The sequence below is a fragment of the Promicromonospora sp. Populi genome, from assembly GCF_041081105.1.
Lineage (GTDB): Bacteria > Actinomycetota > Actinomycetes > Actinomycetales > Cellulomonadaceae > Promicromonospora.
This window is the reverse complement of record NZ_CP163528.1, coordinates 3,365,880-3,385,447: the sequence shown is the minus strand read 5'-3', so window position 1 is coordinate 3,385,447 and position 19,568 is coordinate 3,365,880. Positions and strand designations below refer to the sequence as shown.

19 protein-coding genes and 1 riboswitch are annotated in these 19,568 nt (G+C 72.3%); of the genes, 13 read left to right on the top strand and 6 right to left on the bottom strand.

Translation table 11 applies throughout. The features are described 5' to 3' along the window. Nucleotides 1–4 precede the first annotated feature (4 nt). From AB1046_RS15375 to AB1046_RS15365, 3 genes are all read right to left on the bottom strand, one after another. On the bottom strand, nt 5–244 hold the full coding sequence (locus AB1046_RS15375; protein WP_369370179.1) for a MoaD/ThiS family protein: 240 nt from the start codon (nt 242–244) through the stop codon (nt 5–7). Further along, nucleotides 241–711, bottom strand: a complete 471-nt coding sequence (moaC, locus tag AB1046_RS15370; protein ID WP_369370178.1) for a cyclic pyranopterin monophosphate synthase MoaC — start codon at nt 709–711, stop codon at nt 241–243. The genes AB1046_RS15375 and moaC overlap by 4 nt, the downstream gene beginning before the upstream one ends. Before the next feature lie 72 nt (nt 712–783). Then, the gene (locus AB1046_RS15365) at nt 784–1,065 is read right to left on the bottom strand and encodes a DUF4235 domain-containing protein (protein WP_369370177.1); all 282 of its coding nucleotides are present in this window, start codon (nt 1,063–1,065) and stop codon (nt 784–786) included. A 39-nt stretch (nt 1,066–1,104) separates the two neighbouring features. Continuing rightward, nucleotides 1,105–1,209, top strand: a riboswitch (TPP riboswitch). Between AB1046_RS15365 and AB1046_RS15360 the strand changes: the two genes are divergently transcribed. The 4 genes from AB1046_RS15360 (at nt 1,205) to AB1046_RS15345 (ending at nt 6,697) form a co-directional block, all read left to right on the top strand. Beyond that, complete coding sequence (locus AB1046_RS15360; RefSeq protein WP_369370176.1) at nt 1,205–2,296, top strand: thiamine ABC transporter substrate binding subunit; 1,092 nt, start codon at nt 1,205–1,207, stop codon at nt 2,294–2,296. Its footprint overlaps the riboswitch before it by 5 nt. Before the next feature lie 8 nt (nt 2,297–2,304). Further along, on the top strand, nt 2,305–3,999 hold the full coding sequence (locus AB1046_RS15355) for an ABC transporter permease (RefSeq protein WP_369370175.1): 1,695 nt from the start codon (nt 2,305–2,307) through the stop codon (nt 3,997–3,999). After that, a complete protein-coding gene (locus tag AB1046_RS15350) occupies nt 3,999–4,715 on the top strand; it encodes an ABC transporter ATP-binding protein (RefSeq protein ID WP_369370174.1) in 717 nt (238 codons plus the stop codon). Before AB1046_RS15355 ends, AB1046_RS15350 begins: the two co-directional genes overlap by 1 nt. A 176-nt stretch (nt 4,716–4,891) precedes the next feature. Further along, entirely contained in the window at nt 4,892–6,697 is a 1,806-nt protein-coding gene (locus tag AB1046_RS15345) for a CocE/NonD family hydrolase (protein ID WP_369370173.1), read from the top strand. A gap of 59 nt (nt 6,698–6,756) precedes the next feature. Here AB1046_RS15345 and AB1046_RS15340 read toward each other — a convergent pair whose 3' ends face one another. Then, nucleotides 6,757–7,137, bottom strand: a complete 381-nt coding sequence (locus tag AB1046_RS15340; RefSeq protein ID WP_369370172.1) for a winged helix-turn-helix transcriptional regulator — start codon at nt 7,135–7,137, stop codon at nt 6,757–6,759. A 126-nt stretch (nt 7,138–7,263) separates the two neighbouring features. Here AB1046_RS15340 and AB1046_RS15335 point away from each other — a divergent pair, with 126 nt between their 5' ends. Then, entirely contained in the window at nt 7,264–7,617 is a 354-nt protein-coding gene (locus AB1046_RS15335) for a DoxX family protein (RefSeq protein WP_369370171.1), read from the top strand. Nucleotides 7,618–7,660: 43 nt separating this feature from the next. Then, nucleotides 7,661–8,806, top strand: a complete 1,146-nt coding sequence (locus AB1046_RS15330) for a M20 family metallopeptidase (protein ID WP_369370170.1) — start codon at nt 7,661–7,663, stop codon at nt 8,804–8,806. A gap of 5 nt (nt 8,807–8,811) precedes the next feature. Here AB1046_RS15330 and AB1046_RS15325 read toward each other — a convergent pair whose 3' ends face one another. Beyond that, nucleotides 8,812–9,993, bottom strand: coding sequence for a PrsW family intramembrane metalloprotease (locus AB1046_RS15325; protein ID WP_369370169.1), 1,182 nt, complete (start codon nt 9,991–9,993; stop codon nt 8,812–8,814). A gap of 108 nt (nt 9,994–10,101) precedes the next feature. On the opposite strand from AB1046_RS15325, the gene AB1046_RS15320 reads away from it, so the two are divergent. The 7 genes from AB1046_RS15320 to AB1046_RS15290 all read left to right on the top strand — a co-directional run bounded on the left by AB1046_RS15320 (nt 10,102) and on the right by AB1046_RS15290 (nt 18,350). Further along, on the top strand, nt 10,102–10,866 hold the full coding sequence (locus tag AB1046_RS15320) for a copper homeostasis protein CutC (RefSeq protein WP_369370168.1): 765 nt from the start codon (nt 10,102–10,104) through the stop codon (nt 10,864–10,866). Further along, a complete protein-coding gene (gene pgi, locus AB1046_RS15315; RefSeq protein WP_369370167.1) occupies nt 10,863–12,578 on the top strand; it encodes a glucose-6-phosphate isomerase in 1,716 nt (571 codons plus the stop codon). Before AB1046_RS15320 ends, pgi begins: the two co-directional genes overlap by 4 nt. 137 nt (nt 12,579–12,715) lie before the next feature. Beyond that, complete coding sequence (locus AB1046_RS15310) at nt 12,716–13,969, top strand: phosphotransferase (protein WP_369370166.1); 1,254 nt, start codon at nt 12,716–12,718, stop codon at nt 13,967–13,969. Further along, nucleotides 13,966–15,462: a sensor histidine kinase gene (locus AB1046_RS15305; RefSeq protein ID WP_369370165.1), complete on the top strand. Its 1,497-nt coding sequence runs from the start codon at nt 13,966–13,968 to the stop codon at nt 15,460–15,462. Before AB1046_RS15310 ends, AB1046_RS15305 begins: the two co-directional genes overlap by 4 nt. Continuing rightward, nucleotides 15,459–16,124, top strand: coding sequence for a response regulator transcription factor (locus AB1046_RS15300; protein ID WP_369370164.1), 666 nt, complete (start codon nt 15,459–15,461; stop codon nt 16,122–16,124). The genes AB1046_RS15305 and AB1046_RS15300 overlap by 4 nt, the downstream gene beginning before the upstream one ends. A gap of 138 nt (nt 16,125–16,262) precedes the next feature. After that, entirely contained in the window at nt 16,263–16,733 is a 471-nt protein-coding gene (locus AB1046_RS15295) for a hypothetical protein (RefSeq protein WP_369370163.1), read from the top strand. A gap of 123 nt (nt 16,734–16,856) precedes the next feature. Continuing rightward, complete coding sequence (locus AB1046_RS15290; protein WP_369370162.1) at nt 16,857–18,350, top strand: M81 family metallopeptidase; 1,494 nt, start codon at nt 16,857–16,859, stop codon at nt 18,348–18,350. A 37-nt stretch (nt 18,351–18,387) separates the two neighbouring features. On the opposite strand, the gene AB1046_RS15285 is transcribed toward AB1046_RS15290, so the two are convergent. Beyond that, nucleotides 18,388–19,512 carry a GNAT family N-acetyltransferase gene (locus tag AB1046_RS15285; protein ID WP_369370161.1) on the bottom strand — a complete coding sequence of 375 codons (1,125 nt, stop codon included), beginning with the start codon at nt 19,510–19,512 and terminating at the stop codon, nt 18,388–18,390. Nucleotides 19,513–19,568: the final 56 nt, after the last annotated feature.

The following is a 19,568-nucleotide window of genomic DNA, read 5'->3' as shown; positions in this document are numbered from 1 at the left end:
GGGGTCAGCCTCCTGCGAAGGGGGGCAGCACGTCGACGGTGACGTTGTCCGGGACCTCCGCCTCGTCCGACGTCGACCGGGCGCCGGCGATCAGCAGGGCGCACTTCGGCAGCACGGCGTCCAGGCGCGGGTGAGCGGCGGTGAGCGCGCCACGGAGGGCGGCGACCGACATCGGGCCGCCGAGCTGTTCAGTGGCGCGGCCTGCGGCCTCGCGGGCGCCGGCGAAGTAGCGGACCGTGATCATTCCGCGCGTTCCCAGTCGCCCGACTTGCCGCCGGTCTTGCGCTCCAGCCGCACGTCGGCGAGCGAGACGGACTTGTCCAGGCCCTTCACCATGTCGATCACGGCCAGGCCGGCGACGGCCACGGCCGTGAGGGCCTCCATCTCGACACCCGTGCGGTCGGCGGTGCGGACCGTGGCGGTGATGGTGACGCCGTCGTCGGTCACCTCGAGGTCCACCGCCGCGCCGTGCACACCGATCACATGGGCCAGCGGCAGCAGCTCCGGCGTCCGCTTGGCCGCGGCGATGCCCGCGATGCGCGCCACTGCCAGCACGTCGCCCTTGGGCACGGCGCCGTCACGCAGTGCCTGCACGACGGCGGATGCGCACCGCACCGTGCCCGAAGCCGTGGCGGAGCGGATGGTCGGCTGCTTGGCGGTGACGTCGACCATGCGGGCCTGGCCGCGGTCATCAAGATGCGTGAAGCTCACGCGACCAGGGTGTCACGACCTACAGACCGGGGCCGCACTCGGTCGCACGGCATTCGGTCACACGGCGTCCGGTCACACGGCTGAACGACGCGCCGCGAACCGTACCGCCGCCTGGTGCGCGCCCTTCGCCGCCAGGCGCTTGGCGAACACCGCGGTCCCGGCCGCGACCGCCGCGAACACGGCGGCCTGCACCAGGTCCAGCTCCGGGTCGTCCGGCTTGTTGGGGGCGTCGTTACCCGTCACGCCCTTCCAGATCAGGCTGACCGCCTTCTGCGCGACCCAGCCGGCCGCGATCGTCAGCGCGAGGGTGCCCACCTTCTCGGCGAGTGTCTGTTCCGTCTCAATCTGAGCCACCTGCACACCGTAGCCCCCGGCGGGCGACTAGGCTCCCTTACGAAACGACAGGGGAGCGCCTGATGGCGCTGAGAGTGCGGAGAGCCGCAGACCCTTGAACCTGATCCGGGTAGCACCGGCGGAGGAAGTCGGAGGCACGATGTCGCGTCCTTCCGGTGCCCACAGGGGCACCATCCATCCCGGCACGGCCGCGAGCATGGTCGCCGGGGCACTCGCCGTGTCGCTGCTGGTCGCCGGTTGTTCCGGCGGCTCCGGCGCAGAAGGGACCGGCGGCGACCCGTCGGCGTCGGGCACCGTGACCCTGGTGACCCATGACTCCTGGGCGCTCGACGAGGAGCTCGTCGCCCAGTTCGAGGAGGAGTCCGGGTACACCCTGGAGGTCTCCGCCGCGGGTGACGCCGGCACCCTGGTGAACCAGCTTGTGCTGACCAGGGACGCCCCGCTCGGCGACGCGGTGTTCGGCATCGACAACACGTTCGCCTCCCGCGCGCTGGAGGCGGGGGTGCTCGACGAGTACACCCCTGCCGAGCTGCCGGACGGCGTCGAGCAGCTCGGTGGGGCGCTGACCCCGGTCGACCAGGGCGACGTCTGCATCAATGCCGACCAGGCCTGGTTCGCTCAGTCCGGCCTTGACGTGCCGGTGACCCTGGAGGACCTGGCGGACCCGCAGTACCGGGACCTGCTCGTGGTGGCCAACCCTGCGACGTCGTCGCCGGGACTTGCGTTCCTCCTGGCGACGATCGGAGCCTTCGGCGAGGACGGGTTCGAGGACTACTGGGCCTCGCTCGTGGACAACGGCGTCCAGGTCGCCGACTCCTGGGAGGACGCGTACTACGTGGACTTCTCGGGGGCGGGCGAGGGCGGCCAGCGTCCGCTCGCGCTGTCGTACGCGACGTCACCCGCGTTCACGGTGACTGAGGACGGCTCGGAGACGACCACGAGCGCCCTGCTGGAGACCTGCTTCCGGCAGGTCGAGTACGCGGGCGTGCTCGCGGGCAGCGACAACCCCGAGGGCGCCCAGGCGCTCGTGGACTTCCTGCTCACGCAGGACGTGCAGGCCGCGCTGCCGGAGTCGATGTACATGTATCCGGCCGACTCCTCGGTGGCGCTCCCCGACGACTGGCAGCGGTTCGCGCCCCAGGCCGACACGCCGTTCGAGGTGGACCCGGACCAGGTGAGCGAGCACCGCGACGAGTGGATCGAGCGATGGACCGAGACCGTGGTCGGTTGAGGGGCCGGTTGAGCGACAGCCGGCTGAGGCGCGGCCTGCGGCCCGCGCCGCTGTTCTGGGCCGTAGCGGTCGCCGTCCCCCTCGCCTTCCTCGCGATCTTCTTCGCGTGGCCGGTGGCCGCGCTCGTCGTCCGTGGGTTCGTGCCCGACGGCGCGCTCGACCTCACCGGCTTTACCGACGTGCTGTCCCGGCCGCGCACGTGGCGGCTCGTGGGGCTCACGCTGACCCAGGCGGCGCTGGGCACCGCCTTCTCGGTGCTGCTCGGCCTGCCGCTCGCCTACCTGCTGTACCGGCGGTCCTTCCCCGGGCGCGGCCTGGTGCGCGGGCTGGTCACCGTGCCGTTTGTGCTGCCCGCCGTGGTGGTCGGCGTGGCGTTCCGCACGCTGTTCGCGCCCACCGGCATGCTCGGCTTCCTCGGGCTCGAGGAGTCCCTGGCCGGGATAGTCGTCGCGCTCGTCTTCTTCAACGTTTCTGTAGTGGTGCGGACCGTCGGCGGGCTGTGGGAGCGGCTTGACCCGCGCGCCGAGGAAGCCGCCGCCTCGCTCGGCGCCGGGCCCGCGCGCGTTTTCCGGACCGTGACGCTGCTGTCGCTGGCGCCCGCCGTCGCGTCGGCCGCCTCGGTGGTGTTCCTGTTCTGCGCCACCGCGTTCGGGGTGGTGCTGGTGCTCGGCGGCGTGCGGTACGGGACCATCGAGACCGAGATCTGGACCCGCACCACCCAGTTCCTGGACCTGCGGTCGGCGTCGGTGCTGTCGATCCTGCAGCTTGTTGTCATCTCCGGAGCGCTCGTCGTCTCCGCGCGGGCCCGCAGGGGCCGCGAGGCCGCGCTGCACCTCGTACCGGCGCGCGGCACGGCCCGGCCGCTGACCTGGCGCTCGCCCCGCGACGTGACAGCAGCGCTGGCGGGCGCGGCGATCGTCATCGGGCTGATGGTGCTGCCCCTGGCCGGGCTGGTCGCCCGGTCCTTCCGGGAGCCGGACGGGTCCTGGGGACCGGGCAACTATGTGGCGCTCGGGACCACCGGCGAGCGGAACGCCCTGGTCGTGACGGTATGGGAGGCCACGGCGACGTCGCTGCGGGTCGCGCTCGTCGCCACTCTGATCTCGCTGGTCGTGGGCGCTCTTGTGGCGCTCGTGGTGTCCCGGCGGCCGCGGTCCCTGGGCGCGCGCCGCGCCGTCGGAGGACTGGACGGGCTGTTCATGCTGCCGCTCGGCGTATCCGCCGTCACCGTCGGCTTCGGATTCCTCATCACCATGGACCAGCCCGTGCTGGGCGTGGACCTGCGGACCTCCGGGCTGCTCGTCCCCGTGGCGCAGGCCGTCGTCGCCGTGCCGCTCGTCGTCCGCACCGTCCTGCCCGTGCTCCGCGCGATCGACCCCCGCCTGCGCGAGGTCGCCGCAGTGCTCGGGTCCGGCCCGGGCCGCGTGCTACGCACCGTGGACCTGCCGATCGCCCTGCGCTCGGTCGGCCTGGCCACCGGGTTCGCCTTCGCGGTCTCCCTCGGCGAGTTCGGCGCGACGTCGTTCCTCGCGCGGCCCGACGGCGCCACCCTGCCCGTAGTCATCTACCGGCTCATCGGGCGGCCCGGCGCGGAGAACTATGGGATGGCGCTCGCGGCGGCGGTGGTGCTCGCCGCGCTGACGGCCGGCGTGATGATGATGGCTGAACAACTGCGCGACGAGCGCGCCGGAGGGGAGCTCTGATGACTGGGTTGGAGATCAGGGACGTCTCGGTGCGCTACGGGAACGCCACCGCCGTCGACGGGGTATCGCTGACCGTCGCGGCCGGCGAGATCGTCGCGCTGCTCGGCCCGAGCGGGTGCGGCAAGTCGTCGCTGCTGCGCGCGGTGGCCGGGCTGGAACCCCTGGCCGGCGGTCAGGTCTTGTACGACGGCGCGGACCTCGCCGGGGTCCCGGTGCACAAGCGCCGGTTCGGGCTGATGTTCCAGGACGGTCAGCTGTTCCCGCACCGGGACGTGCGGCGCAACGTGTCCTACGGGCTGGAGACCCAACCGCTCACCCGCCAGGAACGGGACACCCGGGTGACCGAGCTGCTCGACCTCGTCGGGCTCGCCGGGTACGAGCAGCGGGCGGTGCCCACGCTGTCGGGCGGGGAGCAGCAGCGGGTCGCCCTCGCGCGCGCCCTGGCTCCCCGGCCCCGCCTGCTGCTCCTCGACGAGCCGCTGTCCGCGCTCGACCGGCAGCTCCGGGAGCGGCTGGCGGGCGAGGTGCGGGCCGCGCTGGTCGAGACGGGGACTACCGCGGTGTTCGTGACGCACGACCACGCTGAGGCGTCCGCCGTGGCCGACCGGGTCGGTGTGCTGGACCGGGGACGGCTGCTGCAGGTGGCCGCGCCGGACGAGCTGCGGACCGCACCGGCGTCGGACCGTGTGGCGGAGTTCCTGGGGCTGCGCGGCTGACTGTGGGCATGGCCCCGGCTGGCGAATTGTTACGTCTGCGTCAAATCTTGGGCAAATACGTGCATTGTGGGTAAATAATCCCTACCCTCTCGGGTGAACCGGACAAATCTGACCGGCTTTCACCCTGGGAGGGCGCTTCGATGAGACTCGGGACGAGACTTCGCAGAACGGTGCCAATGGTCGCCACAGTGGCCACGCTCACGCTGGCGACGGGTGGTATGTCCGCCGTCGCCGGGCAGGCCGCCGTAGATCTGGCCGCTGCCGATCCGATCACCCACGAGGAGAACGAGCGGGTGCCCGAGGGCGCCGCGTGGACCGAGGCGTACTTCCCGTCGGCGGGCGGCGCGGAGCTGCACGCCGACATCCTGCGACCCGCTCATCTGGCCCCGGATGCGCAGACGCCGGTGATCCTGTCGGTCGGGCCCTACTTCGCGCACGCCGGGCAGACCGGCTCGGAGGGCTGGGCCATCGTGGGCCCGTCGGCGCGGTTCCAGGACTTCATCAACGGCGCCGACCTGATGGCCAACGAGTACACGTTTGTCATGGTCGACAACCGTGGTTTCGGCGGCAGCACCGGGTGCCTCGACTGGGTCGGGCCCGGCGAGCAGGCCGACATCGCCGCCGCGATCGAGTGGTCGGCGAGCCAGCCGTGGTCCACGGGCGACGTGGGCATGTACGGCAAGTCGTACGACGCCGTCACCGGGCTGGCCGGCAACAACCTGGGCCTGGAGCCGCTCAAGGCGGTGGTGGCCCAGGAGCCGGTGTGGAACATGTACAACTACCTGTGGAGCAACGAGGTGGCGCGGCCCAACGTGACCGGGACACCCAACGCGTACAACGGCATAGCGACGATGGCGCCCATGGCGGGCGACGACGCGCACTACGCCGCGAATGCCCGCTACGAGCGCGCGCACCCGGAGTGCCTCTCGAACAATCTCTCGGACCCCGACGAGCCGGACCTCGCCTCGGCGTACTGGGACGCCCGCAACCTGGCCGACGACGCGGCCGGCACCGACACTCCGCTCTTCGTGACCCAGGGCTTCATCGAGCCCAACACGAAGCCCGAGGACATGCAGGTCTACCTCGACAACCACACGGGCGTGGAGCGCGGCTGGCTCGGCCCGTGGGACCACGTGCGGGGCGGCGACACCGTCCCCGACGGGCGGCTCGCCATGGGCCGCGCGGGCTTCTACGACGAGATGCTGCGGTTCTACGACGAGTTCCTCAAGGGCATCGAGCCCGGCGTCGAGGACCCGGCGTACGCGATCCAGGACAACACCGGCGCATGGCGTGCGCAGGACACGTGGCCCGAGGTCGCCAGCCCCGTTGTGGCCACCCTGGACAGCGGCTCCTACCTGGACAACGGCCGTACCTCGGTTTCCGGGTCGGGTTCCGGTTCGGCTTCCGGGCTGACGACGGCGCAGGTGGGCGGCTGGGACATGGAGAACGCCCCGGCCCTCCCTGAGCAATTGCCAGGGCAGCTGCCCGAGCTGTTGCCCGAGCGGAACGGGTCGCTCCGGATAGCCGCGACGTCGTACCTGACGTACTCGACGCCGGTTGCCGCGGACGTGCGGATCACCGGGACCCCGTCGGTGGAGCTCACCGCCGGCGCGGCCGGAAACGTGCTGGTGCGGCTCTGGGACATCGGTCCGGGCGGCAGGGCGACCCTGTTCGACGAGAACGTGGCGCTCATCGAGCGGGCCGGGCGGCTGGAGCTCGACCTGAAGTCGACCGACTGGACGCTCGTGGCCGGGCACCAGCTCGGTGTGCAGGTCGGGACCATCACGCCCAGCGGCTGGTTGGACGAACCGTCCGGCAACACCGTGACCGTGACGGGCGCGCGATTGTTGCTCGACCTGCAGGACCCGGCCGCCGACGTCGCCACCCAGGGTGAGCCGGCGCCGTACCTGGCCCGGTACCTCACCGCGAACACGACCACGTTGACCGGAGTTGGCGCGGGGAGCTTCGACCTCGAGCTCTGACGTGCGGGGTCTCGACAGGTTCGGCCGGCGGTGGTCGGGCCTGTCGAGACCCCTGTGTCCTACTCCGGCTCGATCCGCTCCAGGACGTCCCGGTGCTTGGCCCCCCACTCGCCCAGGGGCTGCATGGCGGCGATCAGCTCGGCCCCCGCCTCGGTCGGTGTGTACAGGATCTGCACGGGCATGGTCGGTACCACCTCGCGCGTGATGAACCCCTGCTGTTCGAGCTCGCGCAGCCGCTGGGTCAGCAGCCGGTCGGAGATTCCCGCGACGAAGCGGCGGTACTCGACGAAGCGCCGAGCACCCGCGACCGCGGCCCACAGGATGGCGCCTGACCAGCGGCGGCCGGTGAGCTCGACGGTGCGCTGGAAGAGCTGGCAGTCGCCCTCGCTCACGGGGTTCTCGGGGGTGCGGGCCAAGGGCCTCGTCGTCTGGGAAGTCACTTACTAATAGTGAGTTGCTAACCCCGTCCTTGGCAAGCCCTCGCGGGTCCCGGACCATTCAGAGCGTGCCCGATCAGGGCGCGCTCTTCTCGCCGGCCAGGCCCGGCCATCGTCCTCGGAGGACCCGTGTTCGTCGCTCATGTCATCGTCTCTGCCCTGCTTGCCCTCGCCACCGCCGGCAGCGGCTACAACAAGGTGCGGCCCGGCTCGGAGATGCCCCAGCAGATGAACACCCACCTCGGTGTGCCCGAGCGGCTGGTGCCGGTGCTCGGTGCCCTGCTCATCGCGGGAGCGGCCGGCACCCTCGCCGGGATCTGGTGGGCGCCGATCGGAATCGCGGCGACCGGGTGCTTCGTCCTGTACTTCCTCGGCGCCATGATCACGCACCTGCGTGTGAAGGACTGGGCGGGCCTGGTGCCGACCGGCGTGCTGATGCTGGTCTCGGCGGCGGCGTTCACGCTGCAGCTGCTCGTGCTCTGACCGTCGGCGCCGTGCCTCAGGGACGGACGGATACCGTGCCCCCATGGCCTTCGACGAGACTCCCGCTCTGCCCGCCACCGACGCACGGCTCGACGCCGACGCACCACTCGACGTCAACGCGCTGATCGCCGACCTGCGGACGCTCGTCGAGTGCGAGTCTCCGTCGTCGGACCCGGATGCCCTGGCCCGGTCGGTCGAGCTGGTGGCCCGGCTCGGCTCCGCACACCTGGGCGTCGAGCCCGAGCGGCTCGGGATCCACCTGCGGTGGCGGCTCGGCGGCCCCACGCGCGTGCTGGTGCTGGCGCACCATGACACCGTGTGGCCGCTCGGCTCGCTGGAGACACATCCGTTCGGCATCCACGACGGCGTGCTGCGGGGTCCCGGCAGCTTCGACATGAAGACCGGTCTGGCCATGGCGCTGCACGTGCTCGCGTCCCTCGACGACCGGACCGGGGTCACCCTCCTGGTGACGGGGGACGAGGAGGTCGGCTCGCCGTCGTCCCGGGCTCTCATCGAGGACGAGGCGCGCGGGGCGGACGCCGCGTTTGTGCTGGAGGCCTCCGCCGACGGCGGCGCGCTGAAGCTGGAGCGCAAGGGCACCTCCATCTACCGCGTGCTGATCAAGGGCCGGGCCGCGCACGCCGGCCTGGAACCCGAGAAGGGTGTGAACGCCCTGGTCGAGCTGGCGCACCAGGTGCTCGCGGTCGCCGCCCTGGGCGACCCGGAGCTCGGGACCACGGTGGTGCCGACGGTCGCCGCCGCCGGCACCACGCGCAACACCGTCCCGGCCGAGGCATGGTTCGCGGTGGACGTCCGCGCGCGGACCGTCGCGGAGCAGGAGCGGGTCGACGCCGCGGTGCGCGCGCTGACCCCCGTGCTGCCCGGTGGAACGTTCGAGATCGAGGGCGGGATCAACCGGCCGCCGCTGGAGCCCGCGCTGTCGGCCGACCTGTTCGCGCGGGCCTCCCGGATCGCCGAAGCTTCCGGGCTGCCTGCGCTGATCGGCGCTGCCGTGGGCGGGGCGTCCGACGGCAACTTCACCGCGGGCGTCGGTACCCCCACGCTGGACGGGCTCGGCGCCGTGGGCGGTGGCGCGCACGCGGACGACGAGCACGTGCTCGTCGACCGGATCGCCGACCGCACCGCCCTGCTCCGCGCCCTGATCGTGGACCTGGTCGCCACCCGCTGACTAGATCAACGGCCTGCCTGGCCGAAGCCCGTGGTGCCCCAGGGGGAGGCCGGCGGCCGGGGCTGCCGTGCGAGGAACGTGGCGCGTGCCTGCTGCATGAGCCACACCAGGTACTGCCGCTGCTGCTCCAGGCCGTGCGGGTCCAGGTCGCGCTGGGCGCCGGCCCGCTGGTGCAGCAGGGCAAGCTCGGTCGCGGCCTGCTGGTAGTCGGTCATGGCCCGCTCGGCCCCCCGGCCGCCCGCGGATCGCGCCCAGTGCCGGGCCGCCCGGCGCCCGGGCAGGGTGGAGAGCATGCGCAGGTCGTCGGTCGTCACGATGCCCACCGGCCCGTACAGGGGCAGGTAGTGGTCGATGAGCTGGACGATCCGACGGCGGTCCCGGGCCAGGATCACGATGAGCCCGATGAGCACCACAAAGCCCACGAGGTATGCGCCAGCGAGCCCGACGGTGCCGAACTTGGTGGAGCCGTTCCACAGGCTGTGCAGGCCGATCGCGCCGAACAGCCCGTAGACGGGCGCCGTGCGCCGCAGCCGGCCGGGCCCGGCCAGGGCCGCCACCGCGACGCCGATGCCCGTCATCGCCGTGCACAGCGGGTGCAGCAGCGGCGAGACGATGGCCCGCAGCACGAACACGTACCCGAGCTGGTCCGACTCCTGGGCGTCGATGAAGTACTGGATGTTCTCCGTCGCGGCGAAGCCGAGGCCCACCATCGCGGCGTAGATGACGCCGTCGGTGGGGCCGTTCAGCTCCTGCCGCCGCCACCACAGCATGCCGAAGAGGACGGCGCCCTTGAGCAGCTCCTCGACCACTGGCGCTACGAACGTCGCGACGAGGTACCAGCCCTCCTCATCGCCCGTGAGCTCGGTCTCGGTGAGCAGCGACAGCCCCAGCGTGTTCAGGATGCTCGCGAACAGCGCCGCCACGCCCGCACCCCACAGGAACGCGAAGACCAGGGCGTTCACCGGCTCCGGCTCCAGGCGGTCCAGCGCGAGCACCAGCGGCAGCCAGACGGCGACCGGCAGCACCGCGAGCAGCAGCCCGACGATGAACGACGCGCCGCCCGTCACGGCGTCGAACGCCAGGATGACGAGCAGGCAGACGGACGCGAAGACGATCCCGAGGATGACTCCGATCGGGGCACGCCCTGGGGCGCGACCCTGGAGGATCGCACTGGGATCGATGGCCATGCCATGGGACCCTACCGACTCGGCCGCGCCCATGGCGGGCGACGCGGCGAGACCCGGCCGGCGACTCGGCGGGCGAACGCGGCCCTACACCCGACTACGCTGGCGCACGTGCCCCAACGTGTCGCTCTCGAGCTCGCTGTCCAGGACCCGGCCGGGGCGGTGATCGCTGCCGATGTCGGTGCCCGACGCGTCGAGCTCTGCTCCGCGCTCGGCGCCACCGGCGGTATCACGCCGAGCGCCGCGCTCGTCGAGGCGGTGGTCGAGGCCGCGGCGGTAGTTCCGACGTCGGACAGCGCGCCGATCCTGGAGGTGCACGTCCTGGTGCGGCCCCGGCCCGGCGGGTTCGTGTACACGTCCGCCGAGCACGACCTGATGCTCCGCGAGATCTCCCTCCTGGTCGACGCCGGGGCCGACGGCGTGGTGCTGGGCGCGCTGACGCAGTCCGGCCGGGTGGACGAGGCGCGGATGCGCGACCTGGTGGAGGCCGCCGACACCGCCGAGGTCACGTTCCACCGGGCGCTCGACGTCGTCGCCGACCCGATCGCCGCCCTCGACACGCTGGCCGAGCTGGGTGTCGCCCGCGTGCTCACCTCCGGCGGCGCGGCCCGAGCGGCCGAGGGCCTGGACCGCCTTGCCGCCCTCGTCGAGCGCAGCGCAGAGCTGGGCATCGAGATCATGGCGGGGGGCGGCATCACGGCCGCGGACATCCCGGCCCTGGTGAGCGTGGGTGTGGACGCCGTCCACCTCTCCGCCAAGCGCACGGTGGCCGACGCCGGCGGGCCCGGCGGCGGCGACGGTGCCGGCTACGAGGTGACCGATCAGACACTGGCAAAGGCTGCGGCGGAGGCGCTCCGCACTACGGTTGTCTCATGACCTCAGTGCCAGCCCGTCTGCCTGTCGACGCCACCACGACCACCGCCTGGGGCTCGCTCACCGAGCTCTCCAAGAACCTCCAGCCCGACCTGCGCGGCTGGTTCGCAGAAGACCCCGCCCGAGCCCAGCGCCTGAGCTACCAGGCCGCTGACCTGCACGTGGACCTGTCCAAGAACCTGCTCACCGACGAGGTCCTCGCCTCGCTCCTCGCCCTGGCCGAAGAGGTCGGGCTCGCCGAGCGCCGCGACGCGATGTTCGCGGGTGAGCACATCAACGTCACCGAGGACCGCGCGGTGCTGCACACCGCGCTGCGCCGCCCGGCCGAGGACCCCCTGACCGTCGACGGCCAGGACATCACGGCCGACGTGCAGGACGAGCTCAGCAAGGTGTACGCGTTCGCCGAGAAGGTGCGCTCCGGGGAGTGGACCGGCGTCACCGGCGAGCCCGTGAAGACGATCGTGAACATCGGCATCGGCGGCTCCGACCTCGGCCCCGTCATGGCGTACGAGGCCCTGGAGCCCTACGTCCAGGACGGCCTGGAGTGCCGGTTCGTCTCCAACATCGACCCCACCGACGTCGCGCAGAAGACCGCCGACCTGGACCCGACCACCACCCTGTTCATCGTCGCGTCCAAGACCTTCGGCACGCTGGAGACCCTCACCAACGCCCGGCTCGCGCGCGACTGGCTGTGGCGCTCGCTGATCGCGGCCGGTGCCATCGAGGACTCCGAGGAGGGCCGCGCCGACGCCGTCGCGAAGCACTTCGTCGCGGTGTCCACCGCCCTGGACAAGGTGGCGGCCTTCGGGATCGACCCCGAGAACGCCTTCGGGTTCTGGGACTGGGTGGGCGGCCGCTACTCCGTCGACTCGGCGATCGGCACCTCGCTGGCCGTGGCGATCGGGCCGGACGCGTTCGCTGAGCTGCTGGCCGGGTTCCACTCGATCGACGAGCACTTCCGGACCGAGCCGTTCGAGAGCAACGTGCCCGCGCTGATGGGGCTGCTCAACGTCTGGTACGTGAACTTCCGCGACGCGCACACGCACGCCGTCCTGCCCTACACGCAGCTGCTGCACCGGTTCCCGGCGTACCTCCAGCAGCTCACCATGGAGTCCAACGGCAAGTCCGTGCGCTCGGACGGCACCCCCGTCACGTCCGAGACCGGCGAGGTCTTCTGGGGCGAGCCGGGCACCAACGGGCAGCACGCGTTCTACCAGCTCATCCACCAGGGCACACGGCTCATCCCGGCGGACTTCATCGCCGTCGCCAACCCCGCCTACCCCCTGACCGACCCGGTGGGCGACGGCGGCGCCGTCGCCGCGGGCGCCGACGTGCACGGCCTGTTCCTCGCGAACTTCTTCGCGCAGACCAAGGCGCTCGCGTTCGGCAGGACAGCCGACGAGGTGCGGGCCGAGGGCGTCGCCGAGGAGCTGGTCTCCGCGAAGGTGTTCAGCGGCAACCGGCCCACTACGTCGATCCTCGCCCCCGCGCTGACCCCGTCCGTGCTGGGGCAGCTCGTCGCGCTGTACGAGCACATCACGTTTGTGCAGGGCATCGTCTGGGGCATCGACTCGTTCGACCAGTGGGGCGTGGAGCTCGGCAAGAAGCTCGCCCTGGAGATCGCTCCGGCGGTCGCGGGCGACGAGGCAGCGCTGGGAGCGCAGGACCCGTCGACGGCGGCCCTGATCGCGAAGTACCGCGAGCTGCGCGCCTGACCTCTTTGTTGTGGGCGCGATCTTTGCGCCGATGCGTCCGGTTTAGGGCCAACGATCGCGCCCACAACAAACAGACGTGAGAGGTTTCTAATCCCGGTTACAGGGCTTCGGTGGGTACCGGCTGCGAGGATGGCCGGGTGAACACGCACCTCGACCTGCTGACCGGTGACACTGCCGCGGGCCTTCTTGACGCCGCGGTGGCGACCGCCGGCGGTCAGCTCGTGGACTGGCGCGTGCGCCAGGTGGACCACCGGCCGGGCTCCACCACCACCGTGGCCTACCGCGCGACCGTGCGGTGGGACGGGGTGACCCGTTCGGAGACGCTCGGCGCGAGCGTCGGCCGCGCCCGGGACGGGCGCAAGCCGGGTGTGGTCACGCTGTCCGACGGCGACGCGACGGTCGCCGTGTGGCGGTTCCCCGGCGACCCTGCGCTGCCCGCCCTGCCGCGCGCGTTCGACCCGGCGGCCGTCGAGGAGCTCCTGGCCGGCCTGGGAGTCGGGCCCGCGGAGCGCGCCCACCCCGAGCTCAAGGTCCGGGCCTACCGCCCCACCCGGCGCGCAGTGATCGAGGCCAGGGCGGCGTCGTCCCGCGTGTTCCTCAAGGTGCTGCGCCCGCGCAAGGTCGCGGACCTGCACCAGCGGCACGCGCTGCTGTCGCGGGCGGGGCTCCCGGTTCCCCGCCCCCTCGGCTGGTCCGACGACGGCCTGCTCGTGCTCTCCCCGCTGTACGGCACGGAGATGCGCACCGCCGTGCGGGACCGGGGCCGGATCCCGTCCCCGCTGGAGGTGCTGAACGTGCTCGACCGGCTGCCCGCCGAGGTGCGTGACCTGCCCCGCCGGCCCGCCTGGAGCGAGTCGGCCGAGCACTACGCCGGTGTGATCGGGGCGGCGCTGCCCGCGGAGGCCAGCCGCGCCACCGACCTGGCCGGTGCCGTCCAGGAGCGCCTGGCGGAGCGCGGCACCGGCGCGGACCCGACGCACGGCGACCTGTACGAGGCGCAGATCATGCTCACCGACGGCCACATCACGGGGCTGCTCGACGTCGACTCGGCCGGCCCGGGGCACCGGGCCGACGACCTCGCGTGCCTCGTCGCGCACCTCGACGTGCTGTCCCTCGTGCACGCGCCCGATGCCGCGCAGTCGGCGTACGCCGACCGGATGCGCCGGCTCGCCGTGGACTACGCGGCGGGCTTCGTGGCTGCCCCTGGGGGCCGGGGCGCCGACCGCAGCGACCTGGCGGCGCGGGTCGCCGGCGTGCTGCTCTCCCTGGCCACGGGCCCGCACCGGGTCCAGGAACGCGACTGGCAGGCGGCGACGTCGCGCCGGCTGGATGTAGTGGCCGGCTGGCTGGACGGGTCCAGGCTCGCGCTGTCCGGCGTGGGCACCGTATGAGCCTGCGCCGGCCGTCGGTACGGACCAAGGTGGTGGCGGTGGTCGTGGGGGTCACCGCCATCGGCCTGCTCGGGGCGGGTCTGCTCACCCACGCCATCCAGTCCCAGCAGATCATGGACGGCATCTCCGAGGACTTCAACCAGGAGATCGGGGAGCTCCAGCGGCTGGCCAGCGACGGGGTGGACCCGGAGACGGGCGAGCCGTTCCACGGCGCGGGACGGCTCATGAGCGTCGCCATGGAGCGGAACGTTCCCGGCAACAACGAGATCTTCGTCAGCTACCTGGACGGGGTGCACCAGCAGTCGAACCCGCCCGCCCTGGGGCGGTCCGTCGTCGACAGCCCGGTGGTCCAGGCCGTCGTGGACGGCCTCACGCCGCAGTCGGAGCAGACCGTCCAGCGTGAGATCGAGACCGAGATCGGCCGGGTGTGGTTCGTCGTCGTACCGGTCGTCGTGCCGGACCGGCAGGAGGTGGGCGCGTACGTGATGGCGTCCGCCCTGGACCGGTCGCTCGCGGCGGAGACCGCGGTCATGCGCACCTACGCGATCGTCTGCTCCGTGGCGCTGGTGCTGCTCGGGCTGTTCGCGTGGCTCGTGGTGAGCCGCCTGCTGCGGCCGTTGCAGCAGCTGAGCGCCACCGCAACCCGGGTCACCGAGACCGACCTGTCCCAGCGGGTGGCGGTTGCCACCGACGACGACCTCGGTGACCTCGCCGGCGCCTTCAACACGATGCTCGACCGCCTGTCGACGGCGATCGAGACGCAGCGGCAGTTCCTGGACGACGCCGGGCACGAGCTCCGCACGCCCCTGACCGTGCTGCGCGGCCACCTGGAGGTGCTCGACCCGGACGACCCGGCCGACGTGCGCGAGACCCGGGACCTCCTGCTCGACGAGACGTCCCGGATGGGCGAGATCGTCGAGGAGCTGGTGCTGCTGGCCAAGGCGGAGCGGTCCGACTTCGTGACGCTCGCCCCGGTGGACCTGGGCCGGCTCACGGACGACGTGCACGACAAGGCGCGCGCGCTCGGCGCGCGCCGCTGGGTGGTGGACGCGCGGGCCGACGTCGAGGTGGCCGCCGACGCGAACCGGCTCACGCAGGCTGTGCTGCAGCTCGCGGACAACGCGGTGAAGTTCACCGGCCCCGAGGACGAGGTGGGTTTCGGCACGCAGGTGTTCTACGGACCGGCCGGGCGCCAGGTCCGCCTCTGGGTGCGGGACACCGGGCCGGGTGTGCCGGCGGAAGAGGCCGACCGGATCTTCGACCGGTTCGCCCGGGGGAGCACAACAGGCGGGGTATCCGGGTCCGGGCTCGGTCTCGCGATCGTGCGCGCCATCGCGCAGGGGCACGGCGGAGACGTGGCGGTCGAACGGGCCGACGGCGGCGGGGCGCGCTTCGTCATGACGTGGCCCGCGGACGGCGTCGGACATGCCGCGCAGGCCGGGCCGACAGGCCAGGCCGGGGCCGGCTATCCGACGACGGGGGAGGCACGTTGAACCAGATCCTGATCGCGGAGGACGAGGAGCGCATCGCGCAGTTCGTGCGCAAGGGCCTCAAGGCGCACGGGTTCCAGCCCACAGTGGTGTCCGACGGCGCCTCCGCGCTCGCCCACGCCATGTCGGGCGGCTACGACCTCATGGTGCTCGACATCGGGCTGCCCGTGCTGGACGGGTTCACGGTGCTGCAGCGGCTGCGCGACGTCGGCTCCACGCTGCCCGTGGTGATCCTGACCGCGCGGGACTCGTTGTCCGACCGGGTGGCCGGCCTGGAGGGCGGGGCCGACGACTACATGTCCAAGCCGTTCGGGTTCGACGAGCTGCTCGCGCGGATCCGGCTGCGGCTGCGCCGCACCACGGGGGAGGCCGCGCCGTCGGACCGGCTGGAGCACGGCGATGTGGGGCTCGACCTGCGCACGCGCACCGCCACGGTGGAGGGGCGCGAGACGGAGCTCTCCGCGCGGGAGTTCGCGCTCGCGGAGGTGTTCCTCCAGCACCCCGGGCAGGTGCTGTCCCGGGAGCAGCTGTTGTCGCGCGTGTGGGGCTACGACTTCGACCCCGGGTCCAACGTGGTGGACGTCTACGTGCGCTACCTGCGCAAGAAGCTCGGGGCGGACCGGATCGAGACCGTGCGCGGGGCGGGCTACCGGTTCCGGGGCTGACGCACCGCCCGGACAGCACCCGCCTGAATAGGATGAGAGGCGTCTCATCCGGGTCTCCTCGTCGCCTCATCCTGGCGGCACAGACTCGTATCAGCAGGCACCCGAAGGGGGTGCCACGAGACCCGGGAGGTCACTCGCATGAACCCCTCGACCATGAAGAAGCCGACCATGAAGAAGCGCTGGGCCATCGTCGGAGCGGCCGCCGTGATCGGTGTCGCCGGCGCGAGCACCGCGGCGGCGCTGAACGACCCCGCCCCGCGTGCCGAGTCGTCCGCCGCCGTCGCCTTGTCGGGTGGAGAGCAGCCGGCTGACGGCGCCGCGCCGGCCGCGCCCGTCGACTCCTCGCCGGAATCGGCGGACTCGCCGAACGAGTCGGCCCGCGACACCGCGGGTTCCGCGCAGTCGGCGGACTCCCCGGGTGACGCGAACTACGACCCGTCGCCCGAGTCGGCGGACTCCCCGAACGAGTCGGCTACCGACACCGCGGGCTCCGCGCAGTCGGCGGACTCCCCGAACGACGCGAACTACGACGCGTCCGACGACCAGGACGACAACACCCCGAACGACAACACGCCGAACGACGCGGACGACGACGGCGCCGACGACTGACCCCTGCGGGCTCGCCCGCTTGATCGGCAGGACCAGGTGACCGGCGGATCGACCGCCGGTCACCTGGTCTTTTACCACTAGAAGTAGTACAAAGTCGTAACCCGTCCCGCCTACACTGCGCGCGTGACCCGTACCAACCATCGACCGCGGATCGCGATCTGCGGCATGGCCATCGAGTCCAGTACGTTCTCCCCGCACCGCTCGGGCTGGGAGGCGTTCACCCTGCTGCGCGGTAACGAGCTAGTCCGGCGGTACCCGTTCCTCCGCGACGGCACGTCGCTGCGCCGCGAGGCAGAGTGGGTCGGTGTGCTCCGGGCCGGTGCGCTCCCGGGCGGCGCGGTCCTCACCGACGTCTACGAGACGGTCCGCACCGAGATCGGCCTGGCCCTGGAGGCCCAGGGCCCGTTCGACGGGGTGCTGCTGGAGATCCACGGCGCCATGTCCGTGCTCGGGTACACCGACGCCGAGGCGGACCTCGCGCGCGCCGTGCGCGCCGCCGTCGGGCCGCACTGCCTGGTCTCCGCCTCCATGGACGTGCACGGCAACGTGTCGCGGGAGCTCGCCGGGACCGTCGACCTCATCGCCTGCCACCGCAGGGGAGCGCACGAGGACGACGACGAGGCGCGCGAGCGTGCGGCCACCAACCTGGTGCGCCGGATCGACGGCCCCGGGCGCCCGCGCAAGGCGTGGGTGCAGGTACCGGTGCTGCTCCCGGGGGAGAAGACGAGCACCCTGCTCGAGCCCGCGAAGAGCATCTACGAGGACGTGGCGCGGGTCGGCGCGCTCGAAGGCGTGCTGGATGCCTCGGTCTGGGCCGGGTACGCGTGGGCGGACGAGCCGCGCTGCCGGGCCGCCGTCGTTGTGATGGGTGATGACGAGGCGGTCATCACCCGGGAGGCGGAGCGCCTGGCCCGCCGGTACTGGGACGCCCGCGACGAGTTCGCGCTCGTCGCGCCCGCCGGCACCTACGAGGAGTGCCTGGCGGCCGTGCTGGCGAGCGACGCGCGACCGTTCGTCCTGTCCGACACCGGTGACAACCCCATGGCCGGCGGCGCGGGCGACGTCACCTGGACGCTCGCGCGGCTCCTGACGGAGCCCGCTTTCGCGGCCTCGCCCGCCGACGGCGGCCGCACCGCGATCTACGCGTCCCTGCCCGACGCCGTGGCCGCCAACACGATCGCCGACGCCGGGGTGGGCGCCGTCGTCGAGGTGGAGGCCGGAGCCCGGGTCGACGACGGCCCCCACGGGCCCGTCACGCTACGCGGCGTCGTGGAGCACGTCCGCACGGGCGACCCGGTCGCGGGGATCGTGTGCGTCGTGGCGGTCGGGGGGCTCAAGGTGGTCCTGACCGAACGCCGCAAGCCCTATCACCTGGAGTCGGACTTCACGGCGATCGGCCTGGACCCGCGCGGGACCGACGTCGTGATCGTGAAGATCGGCAACCTCGAGACCGAGCTTCACGACATGGCCGAGGACTGGATGCTCTTGCTCACCCCGGGCGGTGTGGACCAGGACCTGCTCCGGCTGCGCCACACCAACCTGGGTGGCCCCCTCTACCCGTTCGACGACGACAAGGCATTCGGGGACGGCCCGGACCTGACCCCGGAGCTGCTCTGACCCCTGCAGCGGGCCCCGGAACTACAGCGGGCCGGAACTACAGCGGGCCCTGGAACTCCGCGCTGCCGCCCGCCGGGACGAAGCCCAGCGCGATGTTGATCCCGAGCATGTGCGGGTTCTCCTCGTTGTTCCAGGTGTAGATGCGCTTGGCCTCGGGCCGCAGGCGCGCGTGCTCCCGCAGGTTCACGGCCTTGACGAGCATCCCGAGCCGGTGCCCGCGGTGCGCCCGGAGCACTACCGTCGCCTGCTGGTCGGTGTGGTCGGGCTTCTCGTCGTTCCACTGGAGCATGGTCATCGCGGCGAGCTCGCCCGTGGCCACGTGCTCCGCGGCGGCCACCACGTACTGGTCACCCTTGGCGGTGGTGATCGCATCCTCGCTCCGGATGCGGTCGGCGTCCCAGACGTCGGACGCAAGGTCGAGGCCGCCACGCGGCTCGTCGTCGGCCAGGGCCTGCATGAGGGCAGCATGCTGCTCGACCAATTCCTCCGGCGTCGGCGAGGTCCACGTGCGCACGCGGTACCCGTCGCCCGCGGCAGCGGCCGCCTCCGCCTCGAAGCGCGACGTAGCCTCCGGCAGGACCGGCAGGTCGATCCGGGAACGGCGCTCCACGAGCTGCAGGGTCAGGCCCAGCTTCTGGGCCAGGCGCACACCCGGCAGGTCGGCGGCGATCTGGCCGGAGCCCGATGCGGGAGTCAGGGCCTCACCTGCGGTCTCGCCGGGCCCGAAGTCGACGGGGGCCAGGACCGACGTACGGCCCTCCGCGCGCCCGGTGCTGCGCAGCCAGTCGGTCAGTGCGCTGCCGATTCCCTGCCCCCGGTACTCCGGGTGCACGACCAAGACACCGATCGCCAGCTCCGGGTTCGACTGGACAAAGAGGCTCAGGAGGGCGCTGCCCACCACCCGCGGCCCGTCGGGAGAGTCCACCACGGCGACCTGGCGCAGCCTGCGCCGGTAGTCCTGGTTGTTCATCGACACCAGGATCCCGAGCGGGGTCGGGGCGCCGTCGCCATTGCCGAGGTCGGCGGTTTCCACCGCGGCGTGCAGGTCCGCGATGCCCCGGTACGCCCACGCGTCGGGGTCGTCGATCGTGGCCGGGTGCGGGGGGTCGAGGAGCCGCCACTCCGCCGTCGTCGCGGCGGGTACTGCAGAGGTTGAGGTCATGGATCCAGAGTGCTCCCGGCGGCCCCGGGGCGCACGGCTTTTATGCGTCACCGATA

What these genes read in the sequence shown, in the direction of transcription:
- AB1046_RS15375 (WP_369370179.1), bottom strand. Translation starts at nt 244, where the DNA reads ATGATCACGGTCCGCTACTTCGCCGGCGCCCGCGAGGCCGCAGGCCGC.
- AB1046_RS15360 (WP_369370176.1), top strand. Translation starts at nt 1,205, where the DNA reads ATGTCGCGTCCTTCCGGTGCCCACAGGGGCACCATCCATCCCGGCACG.
- AB1046_RS15350 (WP_369370174.1), top strand. Translation starts at nt 3,999, where the DNA reads ATGACTGGGTTGGAGATCAGGGACGTCTCGGTGCGCTACGGGAACGCC.
- AB1046_RS15345 (WP_369370173.1), top strand. Translation starts at nt 4,892, where the DNA reads ATGGTCGCCACAGTGGCCACGCTCACGCTGGCGACGGGTGGTATGTCC.
- AB1046_RS15330 (WP_369370170.1), top strand. Translation starts at nt 7,661, where the DNA reads ATGGCCTTCGACGAGACTCCCGCTCTGCCCGCCACCGACGCACGGCTC.
- AB1046_RS15325 (WP_369370169.1), bottom strand. Translation starts at nt 9,993, where the DNA reads ATGGCCATCGATCCCAGTGCGATCCTCCAGGGTCGCGCCCCAGGGCGT.
- pgi (WP_369370167.1), top strand. Translation starts at nt 10,863, where the DNA reads ATGACCTCAGTGCCAGCCCGTCTGCCTGTCGACGCCACCACGACCACC.
- AB1046_RS15305 (WP_369370165.1), top strand. Translation starts at nt 13,966, where the DNA reads ATGAGCCTGCGCCGGCCGTCGGTACGGACCAAGGTGGTGGCGGTGGTC.
- AB1046_RS15295 (WP_369370163.1), top strand. Translation starts at nt 16,263, where the DNA reads ATGAACCCCTCGACCATGAAGAAGCCGACCATGAAGAAGCGCTGGGCC.
- AB1046_RS15285 (WP_369370161.1), bottom strand. Translation starts at nt 19,512, where the DNA reads ATGACCTCAACCTCTGCAGTACCCGCCGCGACGACGGCGGAGTGGCGG.